Here is a 22,748-nt window from a genome sequence, read left to right on the forward strand (position 1 = left end):
GCAATTCCTGCCAACCAAGGATGGTTGCGCATCGGCCACGAATGTTGCGACGTCGCCACAGTTTGCGAAGTTTTGGTAACAATCTCCGGCGCTCCGCAAACGCGCCGCTTTTTAGCCACACCTGGTCGTGAAATACTTTGATCAGAACATAACCAGTGCGTGTGAGGCTGCCGAAAATCCACTTGCCGGATTTTGAGCGTTCTCCGCAGCACCGGGAGGCCAAAACAGCGATGGACGCGAAGACCGACATCAAGCGCAGGCTGCCCAGCCGTCATGTGACGGAAGGGCCCGAGCGTGCGCCGCATCGGTCCTACCTCTACGCCATGGGCCTCACCACGGCGCAGATCCATCAGCCCTTCGTCGGCGTCGCCTCGTGCTGGAACGAGGCTGCGCCCTGCAACATCGCGCTGATGCGGCAGGCCCAGGCGGTGAAAAAGGGCGTCGCCCACGCCGGCGGCACGCCGCGCGAGTTCTGCACCATCACCGTGACCGACGGCATCGCAATGGGCCATGACGGCATGCGCTCGTCGCTGCCGTCGCGCGAGGCGATCGCCGATTCGGTGGAGCTCACGATTCGCGGCCATTCCTACGATGCGCTCGTCGGCCTCGCCGGCTGCGACAAATCGCTGCCGGGCATGATGATGGCGATGGTCCGGCTCAACGTGCCCTCGATCTTCATCTATGGCGGCTCGATCCTGCCCGGCAATTTCCGCGGCCAGCAGGTCACGGTGCAGGACATGTTCGAGGCTGTCGGCAAGCATTCGGTGGGTGCGATGTCGGACGACGACCTCGACGAGCTCGAACGCGTCGCCTGTCCGTCGGCCGGCGCCTGCGGCGCCCAGTTCACGGCCAACACGATGGCGACGGTGTCCGAGGCGATCGGGCTGGCGCTGCCTTATTCGGCCGGCGCCCCCGCGCCTTACGAGATCCGTGATTCCTTCTGCATGACCGCCGGCGAGAAGGTCATGGAGCTGATCGCCGCCAACATCCGGCCGCGCGACATCGTCACGCGAAAATCCCTGGAGAATGCCGCTGCGGTTGTGGCGGCGTCCGGCGGGTCGACCAATGCTGCGCTGCATCTACCTGCGATTGCACACGAGGCCGGCATCAAGTTCGACTTATTCGACGTCGCCGAAATCTTCAAAAAGACACCTTATATCGCGGATTTGAAGCCGGGTGGCCGCTATGTCGCCAAAGACATGTTCGAGGCTGGTGGCATTCCGCTCTTGATGAAGACGTTGCTCGACCATGGCTATTTGAACGGCGACTGCCTCACAGTCACCGGCCGGACGATCGCCGAAAACCTCAATGGCGTGAAGTGGAATCCGCACCAGGACGTGGTGAGGCCGGCCGACCAGCCGATCACTGCAACCGGAGGTGTGGTCGGTCTGAAAGGCAATCTCGCGCCAGAGGGCGCGATCGTGAAAGTCGCGGGCATGTCGAACTTGAAATTCTCTGGGCCGGCCCGCTGCTTTGATCGGGAAGAGGACGCCTTTGACGCCGTCCAGAAGCGCACCTATCGCGAAGGCGACGTGATCGTCATTCGCTACGAGGGGCCGCGCGGCGGTCCGGGCATGCGGGAAATGCTGCAGACCACGGCGGCGCTGACCGGGCAGGGCATGGGCGGCAAGATCGCGCTGATCACCGACGGCCGGTTCTCGGGCGCGACGCGGGGCTTCTGCATCGGCCATATCGGACCGGAGGCGGCGGTCGGCGGACCGATCGCGCTGGTCGCGGATGGCGACATCATCGAGATCGACGCCGAGGCGGGCATCCTTAACGTGAAGTTGAGCGATGCCGAGCTGGCGACACGCAAGACCAAGTGGACGCCGCGTGAGACGCATCACACGTCAGGTGCACTTTGGAAATATGCCCAGCAGGTGGGGCCGGCCGTGGCGGGCGCCGTGACCCATCCAGGTGGTGCGCAAGAGAAGTATTGCTATGCGGACATCTGATCGGATCCTTTTCGCATTGATGCTGGGGGTTGCCCCGCTCGCGTTGCCGACGCCATCGTTCGCGTTCGATGGCGCTCCGGTCAACCAGGAGCCGGCGATCCCTGTGGCTGGACAGCAGGCTGGCGCCGGCGCGCTGCGCAAGGCGCTGCCCGCGACGACGTCCTCGACCTCGCCCACGCAGTCCCTGACGGCGCTGCAATACGCGGCGGAGGAAGGTCACCCGATTGCGCAGTTCAAGCTCGGCCGCATGTATGCGGCGGGCGATGGCGTTGCGCGCGACGACATGCGCGCCTTCGACTATTTCAGCCGCATCGCCAATGCGCATGCGGAGGACAGTCCGTCGGCGCCTCAGGCGCAGATCGTCGCCAATGCCTTTGTCGCGCTCGGCCGCTATTACCTGAGCGGCATTCCGAACACGAAGGTCAAGGCCGATCCGGATCGCGCGCGGGAGATGTTCTCCTATGCGGCGTCCTATTTCGGCAATGCCGACGCCCAGTACGATCTGGCGCGGATGTACCTGAAGACCGCAGACGCCTCGCGCGACGACTTCCGCTATGGCGCGCGCTGGCTCGGCCTCGCCGCGCAGAAGGGCCAGCACCAGGCCCAGGCGCTGCTTGGTCAGATGCTGTTCAACGGCGACCGGTTGCCGCGCCAGCCGGCGCGCGGACTGATGTGGCTCACTCTGGCGCGCGACAGCGCCGGTCCGGACGAAGCCTGGATCAAGGAGAGCTACAACCGCGCCTTCGCCAAGGCCTCGGACGATGACCGCGCCTCGGCGCTGCAGATGCTCGAGAGCTGGGTGCAGGGCAAGCGCGAGTAGCAGGAGCGGAATGCATCGCGTTCCCTCCGTTCGACAGAGGGACTGCGATGATCATCCGCGATGCGACGGCTGACGATGCCGAGGCGGCCTGCGTCGTGCTGCGCGCCTCCATATCCGAATTGTGCCTGGCGGATCACCGCGGCAACCCTGATATCCTGGCGCGCTGGCTCGCCAACAAGACACCGCAGAACGTCGCGGCCTGGGCGGACGGGCGAGGGCGATCGTTGCTCGTCGCGGTCGAGGATGATGTGATTCTCGCCGTTGGCGGGCTCGCCCACCCCGGCGAGATCACGCTCAACTACGTGTCGCCGCGCGGACGCTTTCGCGGCATCAGCTCGGCTCTGCTGGCGGAGCTGGAGCGGCGGGCGGCCGCACTGGGCGCGCGTGACGTGGCCCTGCTGAGCACCGAGACCGCGCACCGATTCTATCTCGCCCGCGGCTACGCGGATGTCGGCGTGCCCGCCGGCAAGTTCGGCACCGCGGCCTCCTATCCGATGAGCAAGACCCTCGCCACTGCGCCGTGAGTCGCGAGCCATGGTGAGACATCGAGGCCATGGCCGCGGATGCCTAACGAATAGGCGTCGGCGCGCCGATGTTTTGATCAGCGTCAGGTTCCATAACCAAAATCGGCGATCTTTGGTACACGAACGACCGCGATGACGCCAAAACGCGCTTGGCACGATTCGTGAGTGCAAGTCCCCTGCAACAGCAGAGGCGGCACGTTTGCGCAGCGTTCGGATCGGCCTGATCATTCCTCGGCGCGGCTCGGCAGGGTTGTGGGCACCCTCCGCGGAAGCCTGTGGGCGGCTGGCCGTGACCGAGCTGAACCAGGCCGCGGGCATCCGCCGCCGACAGGTCGAGCTGATCGTCATCGACGCCGGCGCGACCGGCGCCAGCGCGGGCCGGGCTGCGGTGGAGGCGGTCGACGAGCTCGCCGTCGATGGCCTGGTCGGCATGCTGCCGAGCTACGCGCGCGATCCCGTCGCGCAAGCCGCGCGCGGCCGCGTGCCGTTCGTCTACACGCCCCAGTTCGAGGGCCTGCCGGCGAACAGCGATGTGATGACCACGGGCGAGACCGCCGGCGAATTACTGGGGCCGGCGGTGCAGTGGCTCTCCGAGATCAAGCGCGCCCGGCGCTTCTTCCTGTGCGGCAACGACTACATCTGGCCGCGCTCGTCGCTCGGCATCGCCAGGCGCTTGATCGCGCGCTTCGGCGGGACCGTGACCGGCGAATGCTACGTGCCGGTCGGCGTCCACGATTTCGACGAGATGCTCGACCGCATCAAGACCACGCGCAGCGACGTGGTGCTGCCGGTCTTTCTCGGCTTCGACTGCATCGCCTTCAGCCGCGCCTTCTGCGCCGCCGGTCTCAGCCGTCACGTGCTGCGATTCTCGTCCGCCTTCGACGAGACCATCGTCTACGGGCTCGACAGCGGCGAGACCGAGAATGTCTATGTCGCCTCCAGCTATTTCGCCTCGCTGCGGTCGCGCAACAACGGCGCGTTTCTCGAGCGCTACTACACGGCCTTCGGTGACAATCCGCCGCCGCCCAACGGCTATGGCGAGTCCTGCTACGAAGGCATTCACGCGCTCGCCGCGCTGATCGAGCGCGCCGAGAGCTTCGACGCCCGCGATCTCAGGCGCGTCTTCGGGCGCACGCTGCAGCGGCGCACGGCGCGCGGCAACGAGGCGCAGCCGGTGGTTGGCGGGCGCCATCCGATCCATCTCGCCGAGCTGGATGGCTACGACTTCGCGGTCGTCGCCTCGCGCTGAGGCGCAGGGCGCGCTCCAAAAAACACTTGCCTTTTCAAATATTGTAATTTTAAACTTCTCGCGGATCATGAACCAGCATCATCAACCCATGGGGACCTTTATGACTCTCTCCCGACGTCGTTTCCTGCAACGCTCGGCCATCGCGACCTCGACATTGATCGCGGCACCCGCCGTGCTGCGCTCGGGTGCGCTCGCGGCCGAGAACCCGATCACGGTCGGCAGCCTGCACGACCAGTCCGGTCCCATCGGCACCTCCGGCACGCCGATGGTCTACGCGCTGCAGCTTGCCGTTGAGGAGATCAACGCCGCGGGCGGCCTGCTCGGGCGTCCCTTGAAGGTGATCCACTACGACACCCAGTCCAACATCCAGATGTACTCGCAATACGCCCAGCAGCTGGCGGTCAAGGACAAGGTCGACGTCGTTCACGGCGGAATCACCTCGGCCTCGCGCGAGGCGATCCGTCCGACCTTCGACCGCTTCAAGGTGCTGTACTTCTACAACACGCTGTATGAAGGTGGGGTCTGCGACCGCAACACCTTCTGCACCGGCACGACGCCGGCGCAGACGGTGGAGAAGCTTGTGCCGAGCGCGATGAAGAAGTCCGGCAAGAAGGCCTACATCATCGCGGCCGACTACAATTACGGTCAGATCACCGCGAAGTGGATGACCAAATACTGCAAGGACAATGGCGGCGAGATCCTGGCGACCGACTTCTTCCCGCTCGACGTCACCAATTTCGGCTCGACCATCTCGAAGATCCAGGCGGCCAAGCCCGACCTCATCCTGTCGGCGCTGGTCGGCGGCAACCACACCGCGTTCTACCGGCAGTGGACCGCGGCCGGCATGAAGGGGAAGATCCCGATCGCCTCGACCACCTTTGGTCTCGTCAACGAGCCCTCGACATTGGATGCGGCGGAGAGCGATGGGGTCATCGGGGCCTACGGCTATTTCGAGGAGCTGACCACGCCGGCCTCCAAGAGCTTCGTCGAGAAGATCAAGAAGGCGCATCCGGATTCGCCTTACATCAGCGAGCTCGCCTCGTGCACCTATGAGGGCGTCATGCTCTGGGCTGAAGGCGTCAAGAAGGCCGGCAGCATCGACCGCATGAAGGTGATCGAGGCGCTCGAAAGCGGCCTCGTTTTCGACGGCCCGAGCGGCAAGGTCTCGCTGGACAAGCAGACCCATCACACCGTCCGCAACGCGTTCCTGGCCGAGGTGAAGGACCGCAAATGGTCGGTGCTCGAGACCTACACCGACGCCAAGCCCGCGGACACCGCGAGCGTCTGTGACCTCGTCAAGAACCCGAACGACGTCAAGCAGTACATCATCAATCTCTGACGCGTGCCGGGTCCCGCCATTCGGCGGGACCCGGTTTCATTGGACTGCCCTGAAAGACCTGACGCATGGCGATCTACGTCATCCTCGCGCTGGATGTCCTCAACGGAATCTCATCGCTGTTCCTGCTCTGCCTGGGACTGGCGATCATCTTCGGCATGATGAAGATCATCAATCTCGCCCATGGCGAGTTCATCATGCTCGGCGCCTACGCCACCGTGATCTCGGCCAATGCCGGGGTGAACATCTGGATCGCGATGCTGATCATCGCGCCCCTGTTCGTCGGCATCGTCGGCCTCGTGATCGAGCGCTGCCTGATCCGGTTTCTCTACGGCCGCCTGGTCGATTCCATGCTCGCGACCTGGGGCCTCAGCCTCCTGATCATCGGCATCATCACCACGATCTACGGCAACACCCAGCAGGGCGTGCCGACACCGCTCGGCGGCTTCTCGATCGGCTCGTACCAGTCGAGCTACTACACGCTGTTCCTTGCACTGATGGCGGCCGTCATGATGGCCATCATCTACGGCGTGATGCGCTACACCCGGTTCGGCCTGGTCGCCCGCGCCACGATGCAGAACCCGGCGATGGCGGCGACGCTCGGCGTCAACCCGGCCCGCGTCTACATGAGCACGTTCGCGCTCGGGGCCGCCGTGACGGGTCTCGCCGGCGGCCTGCTGGCGCCGGTGTCCGGCATCACGCCGGTGATGGGCGGCGCCTATGTCGCCAAGGCCTTCATGACGGTGGTTGGCGGCGGCGCGGCGATCCTGTCGGGCACGCTCTCGGCGGCGAGCCTGTTCGGCTCGGTCAACCAGATCGGCGCCTATTTCACCACGCCCGTCTATGGCGAGGTGATCGTCTTCACCACCGCGATCGTGCTCATCCGTCTGCTGCCGCAGGGCATCTCCGGGCGCTTCTTCAAGGGGAACCTGTGATGGACAAGCGCCTTCGCCTCGCTCTCCAGGCCGCGGGGACCGTCGTCGCCATTGGCGTGATCGCGATCATGCCGAGCGTGATCGAGTTGTTCGGCCTGATGCAACTGACGTTGTTCGCCGCGATGTCGGTTCTGGCGCTGAGCCTCGCCTTCATCTGGGGCTATGGCGGCATCCTGTCGTTCGGCCAAACCGCCTTCTTCGGCCTCGGCGGCTATGCCTACGCGATCGCTGCCGTCAACTTCCAGGACTCGACGCCGGCGATCCTGCTGGCGATCGCCGTGCCTGCGCTGTTCGCGGCGATCCTCGGCTACTTCATCTTCTTCGGCCGCATCTCGGACGTCTATCTCGGCGTCATCACGCTCACCGTCACCTTGATCCTGTTCAACTCGGTCAATTCGACCTCGGGCGACGCCTACAAGATCGGCAAGGCGCTGCTCGGCGGCTTCAACGGCATGCCGGCGGTGCCGACCTTCAACATGCCGTTCGATCCGTCGACCGTGCTGTCGCCCGAGCAGTCGTGGTGGACCACCGCCTACGTGCTGCTCGGCGTGTTCCTGCTGCTGCGGCTGCTGCTGGCGCTGCCGGCCGGGCGCATCATCGTCGCGGTGCGCGAGAACGAGGTGCGGGCGTCGCTGCTCGGCTACGATCCGCGGCTGGTGAAGTGCCTGACCTTCATCCTCGGCGGCGCCATCGCCGGTCTTGCCGGCGCGCTCTACGTCAACTGGGGCGCCTTCGTCAGCCCGACCATCTTCAGCCTGTCGCTGTCCGCCGAGATCATCATCTGGATCACGGTCGGCGGGCTCGGCACCTTGCTCGGGCCGATCATCGGCTGCGTCGTCATCGAGTACATCGTCGCCTATATCGGCTCGCAGCAGCTCCTGAACTCCAACCTCGTTCTCGGCGGCGTACTCGTGGTGTTCGTGCTGCTCCTGCCGAAGGGCATCTTCCCGACCGCGCGTGATCTGGTGATGCGGCTGATCCCGGACAAGAAGCCGAAGACCAATGGTCCGCCGGTCCCGTCAGCGGCGGCGCCGCATCCTGCAGGAGCCGAGTGACATGGCCGACCTCGTTCCTCTGCTCAAGGCCGAGCACCTGACGATGCGCTTCGGCGGCGTGGTCGCCAATGACGACATCACGTTCACCCTGCAGGAGATGGAGCTGCGCTGCCTGATCGGCCCAAACGGCGCCGGCAAGAGCACGTTCTTCAAGACGCTGACCGGACAACTGGTGCCGACGTCGGGCAGCATCGCGTTCCGCGGCATGCCGATCGCGGGCAAGCTGTCGCACGAGATCGCGCGCATGGGCATCGGCATCAAGACCCAGGTCCCGAACGTGTTCAACGGCCTCTCGGTGCGTGAGAACATCTGGATGGCGGTACGGCGCAAGGCAACGCCGCGGCAGCAGGGCCCGGCGGTCAATGCCGTGCTGGAGATGATCCGGCTGACCGACTACGCCGACAGTATCGTCGCGACCTTGTCGCACGGCCAGCGCCAATGGGTCGAGATCGGCATGGTGCTCGCCGCCGAGCCCGAGCTGATCCTGCTCGACGAGCCCGCCGCCGGCATGACCGACGAGGAGACGTTCCATACCGCTGCGATCATCCGCGAGATCAACCAGACCCGCGCCATCGTCGTGGTCGAGCACGACATGGAGTTCATCAAGCAGATCGCCAAGCGTGTGACCGTGTTTCACCAGGGCCGCGTGCTGGTCGAGGATACCGTCGACAAGGTGCTCGCCGACCAGCGCGTGCGCGACGTCTATCTCGGCAAGAAGGTGGCCGCATGAGCACGCTTCTCGAGGTCAAGGGGCTCAAGTCCGGCTATGGCCGGATTCCGATCCTGTTCGGCGTCGACCTGACGGTCGCCGACGGCGAATATCTCGGCATCCTCGGCCATAACGGCATGGGCAAGACCACGGCGCTGCGCACCTTGATGGGACACCTGCCGACCACCGACGGCTCGGTCGTGTTTGCCGGCAAGACCATCACGCATCTCAAGCCGCACGAGCGCTCCCGGCTCGGCATCGGCCTGGTGCCGCAGGGCCGCGAGATCTTTCCGGACCTGTCGGTCATGGAAAATCTGCGCATGGGGCTCGCTGCGGCGCCGAGGGAGGACCGCAGTGTCATCGATGCCGTGCTGCAGGATTTTCCGCGCCTGGTGCGGCTGCTCGACCGCCGCGGCGGCGCGCTGTCGGGCGGCGAGCAGCAATTGCTGGCACTGGCGCGCTGCCTGTGCACAAAGCCCAAGCTGATCCTGCTGGATGAGCCGACCGAAGGCATCCAGCCGTCGATCATCGAGGAGATCATCGAGACGCTGCTGGCGTTGAAGTCGCGCTGGAAGATGTCTTTGATCGTGGTCGAGCAGAACCTCGAATTCATCACGTCGTTATCGGATCGCATCCTGCACATCCAGAAGGGGCGTATCACCGAGGAACTCGACCGTGAGACTCTCCTGGCCCGGGAAGGTCAGATGATCCCGAGCTAGAGCCCGTACCGGCGCGCGCGCGCCGGCCCATTGAACTGACAATTTGCTGTCTCTGCCCAGCTTGTCCTCACAAGAAAGGATGACTCATGTCCATCAAACGCCCGAATGCCGAGGAAGTTGCCGATCTCGCCGCCAGCCTGCACATGAACATGACGGTCGAGGAGGCCGCCGAATATCTGTCGCTGATGGGCGGCATGTTCGACCAGTATGACATCATCGACGAACTGCCGAACCCGCTGCCGCCGGTGAAATATCCGCGCACGCCGGGCGCCAAGCCGATGCCTAAGGAGAACAAGTACAACGCCTGGGCGATCAAGACCGAGGTGAAGGGTGCGTCGTCCGGCAAGCTCGCCGGCCGCACGGTGGTGCTGAAGGACAACGTCGCGCTCGCCGGCGTGCCGATGATGAACGGCTCGACCACGCTGGAAGGCTTCATTCCCGCAGCCGACGCCACCATTGTCTCCCGCATCCTCGATGCCGGCGGCACCATCGTCGGCAAGGCCGTCTGCGAGCACTTCTGCCTGTCCGGCGGCAGCCATACCTCCAATCCCGCGCCGGTGCACAATCCCTGGAAGATGGGCTATTCGGCCGGCGGCTCGTCCTCGGGCAGCGCTGCGCTGGTGGCGGCCGGCGAGGTCGACATGTCGATCGGCGGCGACCAGGGCGGCTCGATCCGCATTCCCGCGTCCTATTGCGGCATCTACGGCATGAAGGCGACGCACGGTCTCGTGCCCTACACCGGCGTCATGCCGATCGAGTCGACGATCGACCACACCGGGCCGATGACCAAGTCGGTCGCCGACAACGCGCTGCTGCTCGAAGTGCTGGCCGGTGCCGACGGCCTCGATCCGCGGCAATATGCGCCGAAGGTCTCGGCCTACACCGAGGCGCTCGGCAAGGGCGTCAAGGGCCTCAAGATCGGCGTGCTCAAGGAAGGCTTCAGCGCGCCGAACATGGAAGAGGGCGTGGTCAGCAAGGTCAAGGCCGGCGCGGAGCGCTTCGCCAAGATGGGCGCGTCGGTGTCGGAGGTCTCGATCCCCGAGCACATGCATGCGCTGGCGGCGTGGAATCCGATCACGCTGGAAGGCTTCCTGGTGCAGATGATGCTCGGCAACGGCATGGGCTTCAACTGGAAGGGCCTCTACGACGTCGGCCTGCTCGACGCGCATTCCGGCTGGCGCACGCGCGCTGACGATTTGTCGGTGACGTTGAAGCTGACCATGCTGGTCGGGCAGTGGGGCCTCGAGCACTACCGCGGCCGCTACTACGCCAAGTCGCGCAACATCGCGATCCAGGCGAAGGCGGCCTATGACGCGATGTTCGGCTCCTACGACCTCTTGCTGATGCCGACCCTGCCGTGCGTCGCCACGCCGATCCCGGCCAAGGACGCGCCGCTCGCCGAGGTGGTGCAGCGCGCCTTTGAGATGACCGCGACGACGAGCCCGTTCGACGTCACCGGTCATCCCGCGATGACCGTGCCGTGCGGCCTCTCGGATGGCCTGCCGGTCGGCCTGATGCTGATCGGCAAGGACTACGCCGAGTCCACGATCTACCAGGCGGCGGCGGCGTTCGAGGCCGACGGCGACTGGAAGACCTTCTGATGATCACCATCACCGCGGTCATCAGGGCCAAGGCGGGACAAGAGGCCACGATGCGCGACGCCCTCGTCGCCGTCGCGGCCCATGTCGCGGCCAACGAACCGGAGACGATCGGGTTCTTCATCTCGCAGAGCGAGACCGAGCCCGGTCTGTTCACCACCTATGAGCGCTTCGCCGACAAGGCCGCGATGGACCGCCACAACGGCTCCGCCGCGGTGGCGACCTTCTTCGGCATCGCCAAGCCGATCCTCGACGGCGAGGTCATTCTCGTGACCTCGCAGGAGGTCTCGGCGACGATGCGGTAGGGCGCGGCGAGAGATGACCACACCAACCGTTCTTCGAGATGCCCGCCAAGGGCGGGCTCCTCTCGACGAGGGCTTCGGGTTTGGCCGGATGAAAGTCTTCGGCCAAAGCGAGCCTCATGCAAAATCGTACGGGGCTTGCGGCCACACCGCATGCAAGTCCCGCCCTCTATCTCGATCCTCATGGTGAGAAGCCCGTCCTTTGGCGGGCGTCTCGAACCATGAGGCCCCAAACGACGAGCGCAGAACAACAAGAGGAACATCGCCGATGCTCCGTCTGCACGGCATCCTGGGACGCGCGAGCGACAAGGCTTATGCCGGCCGCATCCACGCGCTGGAGCATCGCGGTGGCATCGAGTTGCTGTTCGTGCCGCCGGAGGATGCCGGCCGCAAGCGCTTCCGCCTGACCACCGATCGCGGCACCGACTGCGCCGTCAGCCTGGATCGCGACGAGGAGCTGGTCGACGGCGCGCTGCTGCATCTCGACTCCGATCGCGCCATCATCGCACGTTTTGGCGAGCAGCATGTGCTGCGCCTCAAGGCGCGTGACGAGGCCAGCGCGCTCAAGCTCGGTTGGCATGCCGGCAATCTGCACTGGCGCGTCCGCTTCGAGGGCGACAGCCTCGTCGTACTGCTCGACGCCCCGATCGAGACCTACCGTGCGCGGATCAAGCCGCTGCTCGACGCCGGCGAAGTCGTGGAGCGCGCGCATGTTTGACCGCGGCGAGACGCTGGCCCTGCTGCAACTCGGCGACAGCGCCTTTCCCGCCGGCGGCTTTGCCTTCTCTTGGGGCATCGAAGGTCTCGCCGCCGATGGCCTGCTGTCCGACCGCAGCGATCTCGACGGCGTCATTGCCGATCACCTTGCGCAGCGCTGGGCCACGATGGATCGCATCCTGCTGCGGCGCGCCTGGCACGCTGGCGATACCGCGGCGATGGTAGCCGTGGATCGCCTCGCCGAGGCCACGACGCCGTCGGCCGAGATGCGCGAGGGCTCGCGGCGTGCGGGCAGGGCGTTGCTCGGCGTCTGGGTCAAGCTTGCAGGCCCCTTGTCCGTGTCCTACCGCGCGCGCGTCTCGGCCGATCCGAGACTTGGACACCTCGCCGTGGTGCAGGCGATCGCCGGCCGTGATGCCGGCCTGAGCCTCGATGCCGCCGAGCTCGTCTCCGGCTGGACCCTCATCACTGGCCTCGTCAGCGCCGCGGTGCGGCTCGGCCTGATCGGCCACATCGACTCGCAGCAGAGCCTAGCGCGCGCCCGCGCACGGCTCGGCGATCTGCTCAACGGCACACCCGACGACGACGCGATGCCGTCGAGCTTCACGCCCTTCATCGATATCGCCGTGTCGCGCGGGCCGTTGCGGCATGTGCGCATGTTCACGACCTGAGGTGCCGCGCCATGATGAACCTGTCGCCGACCGAGCTGGATCGTCTCGTGATCTTCAACGCCGCGCAGATGGCGCGGCGCAATCGCTTGCTGGGCATCAAGCTGAGCCATCCCGAAGCGGTCGCCTACATTACCGATGAGGTGATGACCGCGGCGCGCCGTAATCTGCCCTATGCCGAGATCCGCGACATGGCCGGACGGCTGCTCACATCAGACGATGTCGAGCCCGGCGTCGCCCAGATGATTCCGATGCTCTATGTCGAGCTGATGTTCGCCGAGGGCACCAAGGTGATGGCGCTGTTCGAACCGATCCAGCCGGCCGACGGCGCCGAGCCTGAGACTATCGTGCCCGGCGAGATCATCGCCGGCGGCGACGACATCGCGATGTTCAGCGAATTGCCGGCGGTCACCATCGATGTCGTCAACACCGGGGATCGCGATATCCAGGTGCGCAGCCACACCCATTTCTTCGAGGTCAACCGCGCGCTGCGCTTCGACCGCGCCGCCGCCTGGGGCATGAAGATCGACCGCCCCGCCGGGCTCGGGATGCGCTTCGAACCGGGGATCTTCAAATCGGTGCGGCTGGTGCCGATCACCGGCGACCGGATCGTGCGCGGCCAGGCCGGGCTGGTCAATGGTCCGCTCGATGCGCCCGGCGCGCGCGACGCGGCGCTGAAGCTCGCGCAATCGCGTGGCTATCTCGGAGCCTAGGTCATGGCAACACTGACACGGCAAGCGTATGCCGAGCTTTACGGTCCCACGAAAGGCGATCTCGTCCGGCTCGCCGACACCAGCCTGCTCGCCGAGATCGAGCACGACTACACGACCTACGGCCATGAGCTGCTGGTCGGTGCCGGCAAGAACATCCGCGACGGCGAGGCCGTCGCGGCGCACCGGACGTCCACTCACAAGGCCCTCAACGTCGTCGTCAAGAACGCGACCATCGTCGACGCCGTGATCGGCATCGTGAAGGCCGACATCGGCATCCGCGACGGCCGCATCGTCGGCATCGGCAAGGCCGGCAATCCCGACATCATGCCGGACGTGCATCCGGACATGGTGGTCGGTCACACCACCGCGCCGATCGCCGGCGGCCCGTTCATCGTCACCGCGGGCGCGATCGAGAGCCACGCGCATCTGATCTCGCCGGAGCAGTCGGATCACGCGCTGGCCGGCGGCACCACCACGATGGTCGGCAACGGCTCGGGGCCGGTGTTCGACGTCGGCTCAGGCTCGGGCCCGAACTTCGGCCATTTCCTCAAGTCGATCGAGTTCTCGCCGCTGAACTACGCGCTGTTCGGCCGCGGCGGCTCCAATCCCGCAGCGGTCGAGGAGGCGGTCGCGGCCGGCGGCATGTCGGTCAAGATCCACGAGGACTTTGGCGCGTCGCCCGATGTCATCGACAAGACCCTGATCGCGGCGGATCGTCACGACTTCGCGGTGCATCTGCACACCGACTCGATCAACGAATACGGCTTCTGCGAGGACACGATGGCGGCGGTCGATGGCCGCACCATCCACATGTACCACGTCGAGGGCGCCGGCGGCGGCCATGCGCCCGACCTGCTCAAGGTGGTGTCCTGGCCCAACGTCATCCCGTCCTCGACCAACCCGACCAATCCCTACACCTCCTATGGGATGGAGGAGGGCGTGCCGATGACGATGATCTGTCATCAGCTCAACTACAATGCGCCGGAGGATGTCATGTTCGGCGAGGCGCGGGTGCGCGCGCAGTCGATGGCGGCGGAGGATTTCCTGCACGACATGGGCGCGATCTCGATCTTCGGCACGGACACGCAGGGCATGGGCCGGCTCGCCGAGAACGTCGCCAAATGCTGGCAGCTCGCCAGCGTGATGAAGGACCGCATTGGCCGCCTGCCGGAGGAGACGACGACGCGCGCCGACAATGAGCGCATCAAGCGCTATATCGCCAAGCTCACGATCAACCCGGCCATTGCCGTCGGCATTGATCATGTCGTCGGCTCCATCGAGGTCGGCAAGATGGCCGATCTCGTGCTGTGGCCGCGCGCCTCGTTCGGGCTCAAGCCGTACATGGTGATCAAGAACGGCTTCCCAGTCTGGGCCGCGATGGGCGACGGCAATGGCAGCCTCGGGCTGTCGGAGCCGATGATCCAGAAGCGGATGTGGGGCGCGCTTGGCGCAGCGCCGCAGCGGCTCGGCGTCAACTTCATGTCGAAGCTCGCGGTCGACGCCGGCATCCGAGGCAGGCTCGGGCTCGGCCGAGAGACGGTGCAGATCAAGAACGTGCGCCGCCTGCGCAAGACCGACATGGTCCGCAACGCGGCGATGCCGCATGTCGAGGTCGATCCGCAGACCTTCGAGGTCCGTGCCGACGGCAAGCTCCTGATTTGCCCGCCCGCGACAACCGTGCCGCTCGCGAGGAGGTTCATGCTGCGATGAGCCGTCTCGCTCTCACCCGCGCCGATGCGCCGATGACGGCCGCGCGCGTTGGCATCGGCGGCCCCGTCGGCTCCGGCAAGACCGCGTTGGTCGAGCAGCTGATCCCGGCGCTGCAGGCGCGCGGCATCGACATCGCCGTCATCACCAACGATCTCGTCACCGCCGAAGATGCCGAGCGCGTGCGGCGCTCCGGCCTGATCGACCCCGAGCGGGTCTCGGCGGTGGAGGCCGGCGCCTGTCCGCACACGGTGATCCGCGAGGATCCGACGCTCAACATCGAGGCCGCCGACGAACTGGAGCGGCGCTTTCCCGGCGTCGAGCTGATCCTGCTGGAGAGCGGCGGCGACAATCTCGCCTCGACCTTCTCGCGCGACCTCACCGATTTCTGGATGTTCGTGATCGACGTCGCCGGCGGCGACGACATCCCGCGCAAGCGCGGCCCTGGCGTCATCCGCGCCGATCTCCTGGTCATCAACAAGGTCGATCTCGCCCCTCATGTCGGCGTCGATCTCGCACGCATGCAGCGCGAGGCCGCCGCTGTGCGCGACGGCCGGCCGGTGCTCTTGACCAACTGCCGGCGCGGTGAGGGCGTTGAAGCGATCGTCGACCTGCTCGAGCGCGAGGTGCTGTTCCGCACGTGAGCGCTTCAGCCCCAGAGCCGCCGCGGCTCGATCTCTCCTTCGCCCGCCGCGGCGGCCGCACCGTGATCGATCGCCGGCTGTTTGCCTGGCCGTTCGTGCTGACGCGCAGCTTCCACACCGATGCCGCGCGGCCGGATTGCCTCAGCGTGATCCTGCAGACCGGCAGTGGCGCCGTGCACGGCGAGGACCGGTTGACGCAGCGCTTCACGCTATCTGCGGGTACAGCCGTTTGCGTGGCCACGCAGGGCGCCACCTCAGTACATCGCGCCGAGCCGGGCGCACGTGCCAAGGAGCAGGTTCTGCTCCGGGTCGCGACCGGCGCCAGGCTCGACTATCGGCCGGAGCCGCGCATCCTCTTTCCCGGGGCGGCCCTGTGCCAGGTGCTCGACCTGAACTGCGCCGCCGATGCATCGGCGCTGGTGACCGACGCCTTCACGATGCATGACCCGGACGGGCAAGGACGCTTGTTCCGCGAGCTCGACTCCGCGCTCGTCGTGCGCCGGACGGGCGAGGAGCCGCTCCTCATCGACCGTATGCATCTGAGCGATCCTGATGTCGCGGTCTTCAACGGTCATCGCGCGTTCGGCTCGGCCGTTCTGATGCTTCCGCCGACGAACGATCTCGCCGCGCTCCGCCAGCGTCTCGCCGATGCGCTGTCCTGCATCGACGGCCTCTACGCCGCGGCAAGCCTGCTGCCGGTGAGCGCCGGTCTCGGCGTGCGCCTCGCGGGCCGCCAGATGCGCCACCTGCGCACCGGAGTCGACGCGATCGCCGCGATCTATCGCGAGGCGGCGGCTCAGGCCCCGAGCGCGGCGGCGACGGCGCGGCCGACCGCTGCGTGAACCGCGTTGCGCTTGTCGTCGCTGGCCTTGGTCTCGGTGAGATAGCTGCTCACGAGGACCGGCGCGCGCCCTGTCGGCCAGATCACGGCGACATCGTTGCTGCTGCCGTTGTCGCCCGCGCCGGTCTTGTCGCCGATGCGCCATTCGCCGGGCAGGCCGGCGCGCAGCTTGGCGCCACCGGTCTTGCAGGCGATCAGCCAGCCATTCAGGACATCGCGCGACGCCGCCGACAGCGCAGTGCCGGTGGTCAGCTTCGCCAAGGTCTGGGCCATCGCCGCGGGCGTGGTGGTGTCCCTCGGATCGCCGGGCACGCTTTCATTGAGCGCGGGCTCGATGCGGTCGAGCCGGGTGATGGCGTCGCCGAAGCCGCGGATGGCGCGGGTCAAGCCGGCGGGGCCGCCGAGCGTCGCCAGCAGCAGATTCGCCGCGGTGTTGTCGCTGAGCGTCACGGTCGCCTCGCACAATTCGCCGACCGACAGGCCCGACGTCCCCACATAGGCCTTGGTGACCGGCGCATAGGACAGGATGTCTCCTTGCGCGATCGGAATGCGGCGTGCCAGCTGCTCGGTGCCGGAATCGACCTTGGTGAGGATCGCGCCCGCCAGCAGCGCCTTGAAGGTGCTGCACATCGGGAATCGATCGTCGAGCCGATGGCCGCCGAGCGCGCCGCTCGCGGTGTCCAGCAGGGCCACGCCGAGCCGCCCGCCGCTGTCGGCTTCGATGCCGGCGATTGTCGCCTGCAGGTCGGCGGCGAGCGCCGGCTTCGCCACCAGCAGCGGCACGAGTGCGAGCGGAAACAATTGCCGCCGTGTGTAGATCGTCATCGAGCGTCCTCGAGTTACGCCGTCTCGAGATCGAAATCGGCCCACACCGGCACGTGATCCGACGGCTTCTCCCAGGCCCTGACATAGCTGTCGACGCCGACCTCGACCAGCCGGTCGCTGGCCTGCGGCGACAGCAGCAGGTGATCGATCCGGATCCCCATGTTCTTCTGCCAGGCGCCGGCCTGATAGTCCCAGAACGTGTACTGCCCCGGCGCGTCGGTGACGGCGCGCAGCGCGTCGGTGAGCCCGAGGCCGAGCAGCGACTGGAAGCTCTCCCGCGTCTCGGGACGGAATAGCGCGTCCTCGACCCAGGCTTCGGGGTTGGAGACGTCGGCGGCGGCCGGAATGACGTTGAAGTCGCCTGCGAGGATCAGCGGCTCCTCGGTCTTCAGCCGTTCACGCGCGTAGTCACGAAGCCGCGATATCCATTTGAGCTTGTAGGGATATTTTTCCGTGTTCGGCGGGTTGCCGTTGGGCAGATAGAGGCAGGCGATGCGCACCACCCCGCTCTTGAGGCTGACCACGCCCTCCAGGAAGCGCGCATGCACGTCCTCGGCGTCGCCATCCAGACCCGATTTGGTTTCATCGAACGGCAGCTTCGACAGCAGCGCGACGCCGTTGAAGGTCTTCTGACCGTGGGTCACGACGTTGTAGCCGAGCGCCTCGATCTCCAGCCGCGGGAATGCGTCGTCCGTGCACTTGATCTCCTGCAGGCAGACGATGTCCGGGGAGCATTCCTTGAGCCAGGTCAGAAGGTGATCGATCCGCTGCCGGACCGAATTGACGTTCCAAGTGGCGATACGCATGGCCTGAGGTTCCCGGGGGGAAAGAGAAACGGCCCCGGTTAGATCAAGCCGCGACCACTCCGGTCAAGGCGAATGGCGTCGGAATCACAGGCGGTGCAACAATGCCATGCACGGTGCGGCATGGTCGGGGGCGCGCGCTGCGCGTATTCATGCGGCCAACACCCAGGGAGATCATGATGGACCATCGACGTCTCGGCCATTCCGGCCTCCGCGTGCCCGCGCTCAGCTTCGGCACCGCGACCTTTGGCGGCAGCAACGACTTCTTCAAGGCCTGGGGCGGGACCGACGCTGACGGCGCCTCCCGGCTGATCGACGTCTGCCTCGATCATGGCCTCTCGATGTTCGACAGCGCCGACGTCTATTCGGACGGCCTGGCCGAGAGCATTCTCGGCCAGGCCATCAAAGGCAAGCGCAACCGCCTGCTGATCTCGACCAAGGCGACGTTCCCGAAAGGCAGTGGCCCGAACGACTATGGCTCCTCGCGCCAGCATCTGATCGAGGCGATCGACGGCTCGCTCGCGCGGCTCGGCGTCGACCACATCGACCTGTTCCAGCTGCACGGCCAGGACTACAACACGCCGGTGGAGGAGACGCTGTCCACGCTCGACCAGCTCGTGCGCGCCGGCAAGATCCGCTACATCGGCTGCTCCAACTTCTCCGGCTGGCACCTGATGAAGTCGCTGGCCGCCTCCGACCGCTACGGCTATCCGCGCTATGTCGCGCATCAGGCCTACTACTCGCTGCTCAACCGCGACTATGAGTGGGAGCTGATGCCGCTCGGCGTCGACCAGGGCGTCGGCGCCGTGATCTGGAGCCCGCTCGGATGGGGCAAGCTGACCGGCAAGATCCGCCGCGGACAGCCGGCCAAGCCCGGCACCCGCGCCCACGACATCGCCGGCACGGGACCGCATTACGAGGAGGAGCGGCTGTATCGCGTCGTCGATGCGCTCGACGGCGTCGCCAAGGAGACCGGCAAGACCATTCCGCAGGTGGCGCTGAACTGGCTGCTGCAGCGCCCGACGGTCGCGACCATCATCGTCGGCGCCCGCAACGAAAGCCAGCTCATGGAGAACATCGGCGCGGTCGGCTGGAGCCTGACGACGGAGCAGGTGGCGACGCTCGATGCGGCCAGCGACATTCCCGCCGCCTATCCGGTCTGGCATCAGCGCGGCTTCCCGATGCTGAACGAGCGGCGCTGATCTCGGGCCGGCGGAACTGCTGTGGATCATCAGCCGCAGACCTCGTGCCTGCGGCGGCGATGCATTTGACGACGTCGCCCGGACGGCAGTAGAATCTTGCTTCGATCGTCACGTGGCCGCGCTCCGGTCATTCTGGAGCCGCCACAACGGGGGGCATCGACCCCGGACCGATCGGCGGTTGAGCCTCACGACTGTGCCGGACCCGCAGTCTTCAATGTGACGATGTTTGGCTCACTAAGTCGTCCCGGCGAACCGCATCAGATTTCTTGCCGACGTGGAGGGTGGGCAAAGGCGCGCAGCGCCGTGACCACCGCGCACATAACGATCAGATCGTCCACCCCTCCGTCGGATACGCCAGCCCGTCGCTTGGCAGTATCTCCGCGCCCAGTCCATTGCGAAACCGGCTGGCGTAGAAGGCCAGGGGCAGGCCCTCCTGGTGGCGGCACCAGCGGACCTCGCCGATGAACAGCGTATGGTCGGCGATCTCGATCGCGTTGACGACCTCGCAGCCGAACTGCGCGATCGCCTGCGGCAATAGGAAGAAGCCATCGCGTTCGTCGAAGCTTGGTGCGCCCTGCGCCAGCGGTGCGCCGGCGAAATGCCGGCCGACCGCGACGTCATCCGCCGCGAGCACGTTGACTGCATAGCGGCCGGAGGTGCTCACCGCCTGCCAGGTGCGGCCGTGCTTCAGCGAGACCAGCACCGTCGGCGGCTGCATCGAGACCGTGGTGAAGCTGTTCGCAGTCATCCCGACCGGTGCGCCCTGGGCGTCGCGGCTCGCCACGACAGTCACGCCTGTCGAGAATCGCGACGCGGCAGCGCGAAAGCTGGCCGGGTCCGGATGATGGCTCATCGGCTTCTCTCCGTCATCACGCTGCGAGCCTTGCCCGGTCATCGATCCAGGCATGAATGCGCCGGTCGCTCGCCAGCCGGTCCCACTGCCGCTCCGGATAGTTGAAATTGTCGGTGAACTCGTCGCAGAGCGCGCGATCCTGCGCCATGGTGACAATCAGCCGGCCCATCGCCTCCGACGGCGGCTGCAGCATCAGATTGGTCCAGCGCGCCGCGGCGAGCACGCGGTTCTCCCGGGCGCGATCGACCGTCTCGACGAAGCGGTCGTCGAACGCCACGGCGTCAACGATCGCCTTGCCCAGCTCGAACGCCGCATAGGAGGCCATGTTGGCGCCCTGGCCCATCATCGGATCGACCACGGAGTGCACGTCGCCGAGCGCGATCGCGATCTTGCCGTCGTCGAAGCTGACCGAGGAGCGCCGCACGGTCGGCACCACGGCGCCCTGCAGGAGGTCCAGCGGCTGCAGATCGAAGCGGTGCGTGTCGATCCGGTTGTAGGTGTGCGGATGGTGCTTCTCCAGCTTGTCGAGCATCGTCTGCCGGAAGGCTGAGGGATCGGCGTCGTAGTTGAGCGACACCAGCTCGGCCATGTCGCCGCCGGGAATGTTCTCCATCAGCAGCGCCGTCTTCATGCCGCCGAAAGTCAGCGTCGGGATCACGATCATCTCGCCATGGCCCGGCGAGACCGACAGCGTGACGCCGCGCGGATCGTCGCCATCGGGGCTGCCATGATCGACACCGTCATAAAGCCCGACGCAGAGCAGGCGCTGCGGCTGGTTGTAGGGCGACAGCTCCGGCCGGTGGCTGAACATCCGCCCGAGCGCGCCCTTCCCGGTGGACACCACCAGCAGGTCGAAGCGCGCCACCAGCGCCGGAATGTCGTCGTCCTGAATGCTGGCATATTCGATCGCGCCGCCGCGATCCTCGAAATCCTTCATCAGCGCCGGCAGGTAGATCCGGTAGTCGACCGCGCGGCTCGGCTGCTTGAATGCGCCGCGAAAGAGCAGGGGGCTGCCCGGAAAATTGAAGAAGTGATCATGGTGGTGGTAGACGACACCGGGATCGTCCCAGTGGTTCACGCCGAGCTCGTTCTCGCGCGCGACCGTGATGCCGTGATGCGCCACCGTGTTCATCAGCCGCGTCGCAGCATACTGCTCGGGCGCGCGATCCGTCAGGACGGTCGCCTGGATGCCGTGCTTCTGCAGATACAGCGCCAGATGCAGCCCTCCGATGCCGGCGCCGACGATGCCGATCGACTTCTCCATGGCTCTCCCTCCGTTTGATTTTTTTGGAGGCTAGACCAGTCCTCCGGATGCCGTATACGGAATGACAAGAATAAAACTCATTCCGGGGAGGAATGGATGGACCGGATCGACGCGCTGCAGACCTTCATCCGCGTCATGGAGGCCGGCAGCTTCACCCAGGCTGCGGCCGATCTCGGCCTGGGACAGCCGGCGATCACCAAGCGCATCGCGCTCCTGGAGGAGCAGTTCGGCTGCAGGCTGTTCGTACGCACCACGCGTAAGCTGCGGCCGACGCCCGAGGCCGACCGGGTGCTCAAGCTCGCCAAGGACATCGTCACCTTGTTCGAGAGCGCCGGCGTGCCATCGCCGAAGCGCGTCGGCGCGCCCTCCGGCACCCTGCGCATGACGGTGCCGACCTCGTTCGGCCGCTATTTCTTCCGCGACATCTTTGCTGAATACGGCCGCCGCTATCCAGAGGTGCGGCTCGACATCCGCTTCACCGAGCAGTTCGTCGATCTCGTCGAGACCGGCACCGAGCTCGCCGTCCGCATCGGCGTGCTCAGCTCCAGCTCGCTGGTCGCGCGACGCGTCGGCACGGTCAAGCGGCTGCTGGTCGCGGCGCCATCGCTGCTCGCGAGACACCGCCCGCCGCGCCTGCCCAACGATCTGCGCCAGCTGCCCTGCGTGACCTATTCGCGGCTGTCGCCGAAGAACGAGTGGAGCTTCGAATCCGAGACCGGCCGCCACGTCGTCGGCATTGCGCCCTCGCTCACCTGCGACGACGCCGACATCATGACCCAGGCCGCACTGGAGGGCCTCGGCGCCGCCGTGCTGCCGGACTGGTGCGCGGTGGGCCACATCGCCTCCGGCAAGCTCGTCCACCTGCTGCCGGACTACGATGTGCCGTCGCTGCCGCTCCACGTCGTCTATCCCGACCCGCAATGGATGTCGCACCGCGCCCGCCTGTTCCGCGACCTGATCATCGAGCGCGCGGACGTGTTCGCGATTGGTGCGGCAATGGCCACAAGAGTGTAGCGATGTTTGAACTCATTGTAGGTGAGGTCAGAATGAGCGCGGTGCCCGTGAATGCGCCCTCTCCCCTTGCGGGAGAGGGCATGGAGGACAGCGCGGCAAGCTCGGTTGGGTGAGGGGATGTCTCCACAAGCCGCGATCGCGGAGAGATACCCCTCACCCGAATGAGTGCGTCGAGAAGCCGGTGCAGCCCTCTCCCGCAAGGGGAGAGGGCGCTGTATCAGGCAGCGCACGCTGCTGCGCCATCGATTTCCTCTGCAGATCCGGTCAGCGCAAACGCTTGTTAACGCTGAGGATG

23 protein-coding genes are annotated in these 22,748 nt (G+C 66.2%); 19 read left to right on the plus strand and 4 right to left on the minus strand.

Annotated features, from left to right (window positions below; all coding sequences use genetic code 11):
* Nucleotides 1-230: 230 nt before the first annotated feature.
* From ilvD to QX128_RS00270, 17 genes are all read left to right on the plus strand, one after another.
* Entirely contained in the window at nt 231-1,955 is a 1,725-nt protein-coding gene (ilvD, locus tag QX128_RS00190; RefSeq protein WP_315799789.1) for a dihydroxy-acid dehydratase, read from the plus strand.
* Between the two features lie 103 nt (nt 1,956-2,058).
* A complete protein-coding gene (locus tag QX128_RS00195; protein WP_409977886.1) occupies nt 2,059-2,775 on the plus strand; it encodes a tetratricopeptide repeat protein in 717 nt (238 codons plus the stop codon).
* A gap of 47 nt (nt 2,776-2,822) precedes the next feature.
* Nucleotides 2,823-3,299 (plus strand): GNAT family N-acetyltransferase, encoded by a 477-nt coding sequence (locus QX128_RS00200; RefSeq protein ID WP_316236394.1) that lies wholly within the window; start codon nt 2,823-2,825, stop codon nt 3,297-3,299.
* Nucleotides 3,300-3,498: 199 nt separating this feature from the next.
* A complete protein-coding gene (locus QX128_RS00205) occupies nt 3,499-4,548 on the plus strand; it encodes a substrate-binding domain-containing protein (RefSeq protein WP_316236395.1) in 1,050 nt (349 codons plus the stop codon).
* Between the two features lie 100 nt (nt 4,549-4,648).
* Nucleotides 4,649-5,887 carry an ABC transporter substrate-binding protein gene (locus QX128_RS00210; RefSeq protein ID WP_316236396.1) on the plus strand — a complete coding sequence of 413 codons (1,239 nt, stop codon included), beginning with the start codon at nt 4,649-4,651 and terminating at the stop codon, nt 5,885-5,887.
* Between the two features lie 65 nt (nt 5,888-5,952).
* Complete coding sequence (locus QX128_RS00215) at nt 5,953-6,819, plus strand: ABC transporter permease subunit (protein WP_315711674.1); 867 nt, start codon at nt 5,953-5,955, stop codon at nt 6,817-6,819.
* Nucleotides 6,819-7,874 carry a branched-chain amino acid ABC transporter permease gene (locus tag QX128_RS00220; protein ID WP_315799793.1) on the plus strand — a complete coding sequence of 352 codons (1,056 nt, stop codon included), beginning with the start codon at nt 6,819-6,821 and terminating at the stop codon, nt 7,872-7,874. The genes QX128_RS00215 and QX128_RS00220 overlap by 1 nt, the downstream gene beginning before the upstream one ends.
* A gap of 1 nt (nt 7,875) precedes the next feature.
* A complete protein-coding gene (locus QX128_RS00225) occupies nt 7,876-8,604 on the plus strand; it encodes an ATP-binding cassette domain-containing protein (protein ID WP_315711676.1) in 729 nt (242 codons plus the stop codon).
* Nucleotides 8,601-9,302, plus strand: coding sequence for an ABC transporter ATP-binding protein (locus tag QX128_RS00230; RefSeq protein ID WP_315799794.1), 702 nt, complete (start codon nt 8,601-8,603; stop codon nt 9,300-9,302). The genes QX128_RS00225 and QX128_RS00230 overlap by 4 nt, the downstream gene beginning before the upstream one ends.
* Nucleotides 9,303-9,388: 86 nt before the next feature.
* A complete protein-coding gene (locus QX128_RS00235; protein WP_316178521.1) occupies nt 9,389-10,903 on the plus strand; it encodes an amidase in 1,515 nt (504 codons plus the stop codon).
* Nucleotides 10,903-11,205 carry a putative quinol monooxygenase gene (locus QX128_RS00240; RefSeq protein ID WP_315799796.1) on the plus strand — a complete coding sequence of 101 codons (303 nt, stop codon included), beginning with the start codon at nt 10,903-10,905 and terminating at the stop codon, nt 11,203-11,205. Before QX128_RS00235 ends, QX128_RS00240 begins: the two co-directional genes overlap by 1 nt.
* Nucleotides 11,206-11,470: 265 nt before the next feature.
* Nucleotides 11,471-11,920 (plus strand): urease accessory protein UreE, encoded by a 450-nt coding sequence (gene ureE / locus QX128_RS00245; protein WP_316178523.1) that lies wholly within the window; start codon nt 11,471-11,473, stop codon nt 11,918-11,920.
* A complete protein-coding gene (locus QX128_RS00250; protein WP_316178525.1) occupies nt 11,913-12,590 on the plus strand; it encodes an urease accessory protein UreF in 678 nt (225 codons plus the stop codon). Before ureE ends, QX128_RS00250 begins: the two co-directional genes overlap by 8 nt.
* 11 nt (nt 12,591-12,601) lie before the next feature.
* Complete coding sequence (ureB, locus tag QX128_RS00255; protein ID WP_316236397.1) at nt 12,602-13,300, plus strand: urease subunit beta; 699 nt, start codon at nt 12,602-12,604, stop codon at nt 13,298-13,300.
* A 3-nt stretch (nt 13,301-13,303) separates the two neighbouring features.
* Nucleotides 13,304-15,010: an urease subunit alpha gene (gene ureC / locus QX128_RS00260; protein WP_316236398.1), complete on the plus strand. Its 1,707-nt coding sequence runs from the start codon at nt 13,304-13,306 to the stop codon at nt 15,008-15,010.
* Complete coding sequence (ureG, locus tag QX128_RS00265) at nt 15,007-15,651, plus strand: urease accessory protein UreG (protein ID WP_316178531.1); 645 nt, start codon at nt 15,007-15,009, stop codon at nt 15,649-15,651. The genes ureC and ureG overlap by 4 nt, the downstream gene beginning before the upstream one ends.
* Nucleotides 15,648-16,493 (plus strand): urease accessory protein UreD, encoded by an 846-nt coding sequence (locus QX128_RS00270; protein ID WP_316236399.1) that lies wholly within the window; start codon nt 15,648-15,650, stop codon nt 16,491-16,493. Before ureG ends, QX128_RS00270 begins: the two co-directional genes overlap by 4 nt.
* On the opposite strand, the gene bla is transcribed toward QX128_RS00270, so the two are convergent.
* Both bla and xth read right to left on the minus strand, forming a co-directional pair.
* Entirely contained in the window at nt 16,448-17,317 is an 870-nt protein-coding gene (gene bla, locus QX128_RS00275; RefSeq protein WP_316236400.1) for a class A beta-lactamase, read from the minus strand. The two genes, QX128_RS00270 and bla, sit on opposite strands and share 46 nt — an antisense overlap.
* A gap of 14 nt (nt 17,318-17,331) precedes the next feature.
* Nucleotides 17,332-18,123 (minus strand): exodeoxyribonuclease III, encoded by a 792-nt coding sequence (xth, locus tag QX128_RS00280; protein WP_316236401.1) that lies wholly within the window; start codon nt 18,121-18,123, stop codon nt 17,332-17,334.
* Nucleotides 18,124-18,299: 176 nt separating this feature from the next.
* On the opposite strand from xth, the gene QX128_RS00285 reads away from it, so the two are divergent.
* Nucleotides 18,300-19,322, plus strand: coding sequence for an aldo/keto reductase (locus QX128_RS00285; protein WP_316236402.1), 1,023 nt, complete (start codon nt 18,300-18,302; stop codon nt 19,320-19,322).
* A 325-nt stretch (nt 19,323-19,647) separates the two neighbouring features.
* Here QX128_RS00285 and QX128_RS00290 read toward each other — a convergent pair whose 3' ends face one another.
* Both QX128_RS00290 and styA read right to left on the minus strand, forming a co-directional pair.
* The gene (locus QX128_RS00290; RefSeq protein ID WP_316236403.1) at nt 19,648-20,175 is read right to left on the minus strand and encodes a flavin reductase family protein; all 528 of its coding nucleotides are present in this window, start codon (nt 20,173-20,175) and stop codon (nt 19,648-19,650) included.
* 16 nt (nt 20,176-20,191) lie between these two features.
* Entirely contained in the window at nt 20,192-21,439 is a 1,248-nt protein-coding gene (gene styA, locus QX128_RS00295) for a styrene monooxygenase subunit StyA (protein ID WP_316236404.1), read from the minus strand.
* 96 nt (nt 21,440-21,535) lie between these two features.
* On the opposite strand from styA, the gene QX128_RS00300 reads away from it, so the two are divergent.
* Nucleotides 21,536-22,453 (plus strand): LysR family transcriptional regulator, encoded by a 918-nt coding sequence (locus tag QX128_RS00300; protein WP_316236405.1) that lies wholly within the window; start codon nt 21,536-21,538, stop codon nt 22,451-22,453.
* The last annotated feature ends 295 nt before the right edge of the window (nt 22,454-22,748 follow it).

The sequence above is a fragment of the Bradyrhizobium sp. SZCCHNR1015 genome (assembly GCF_032489875.1).
GTDB lineage: Bacteria > Pseudomonadota > Alphaproteobacteria > Rhizobiales > Xanthobacteraceae > Bradyrhizobium.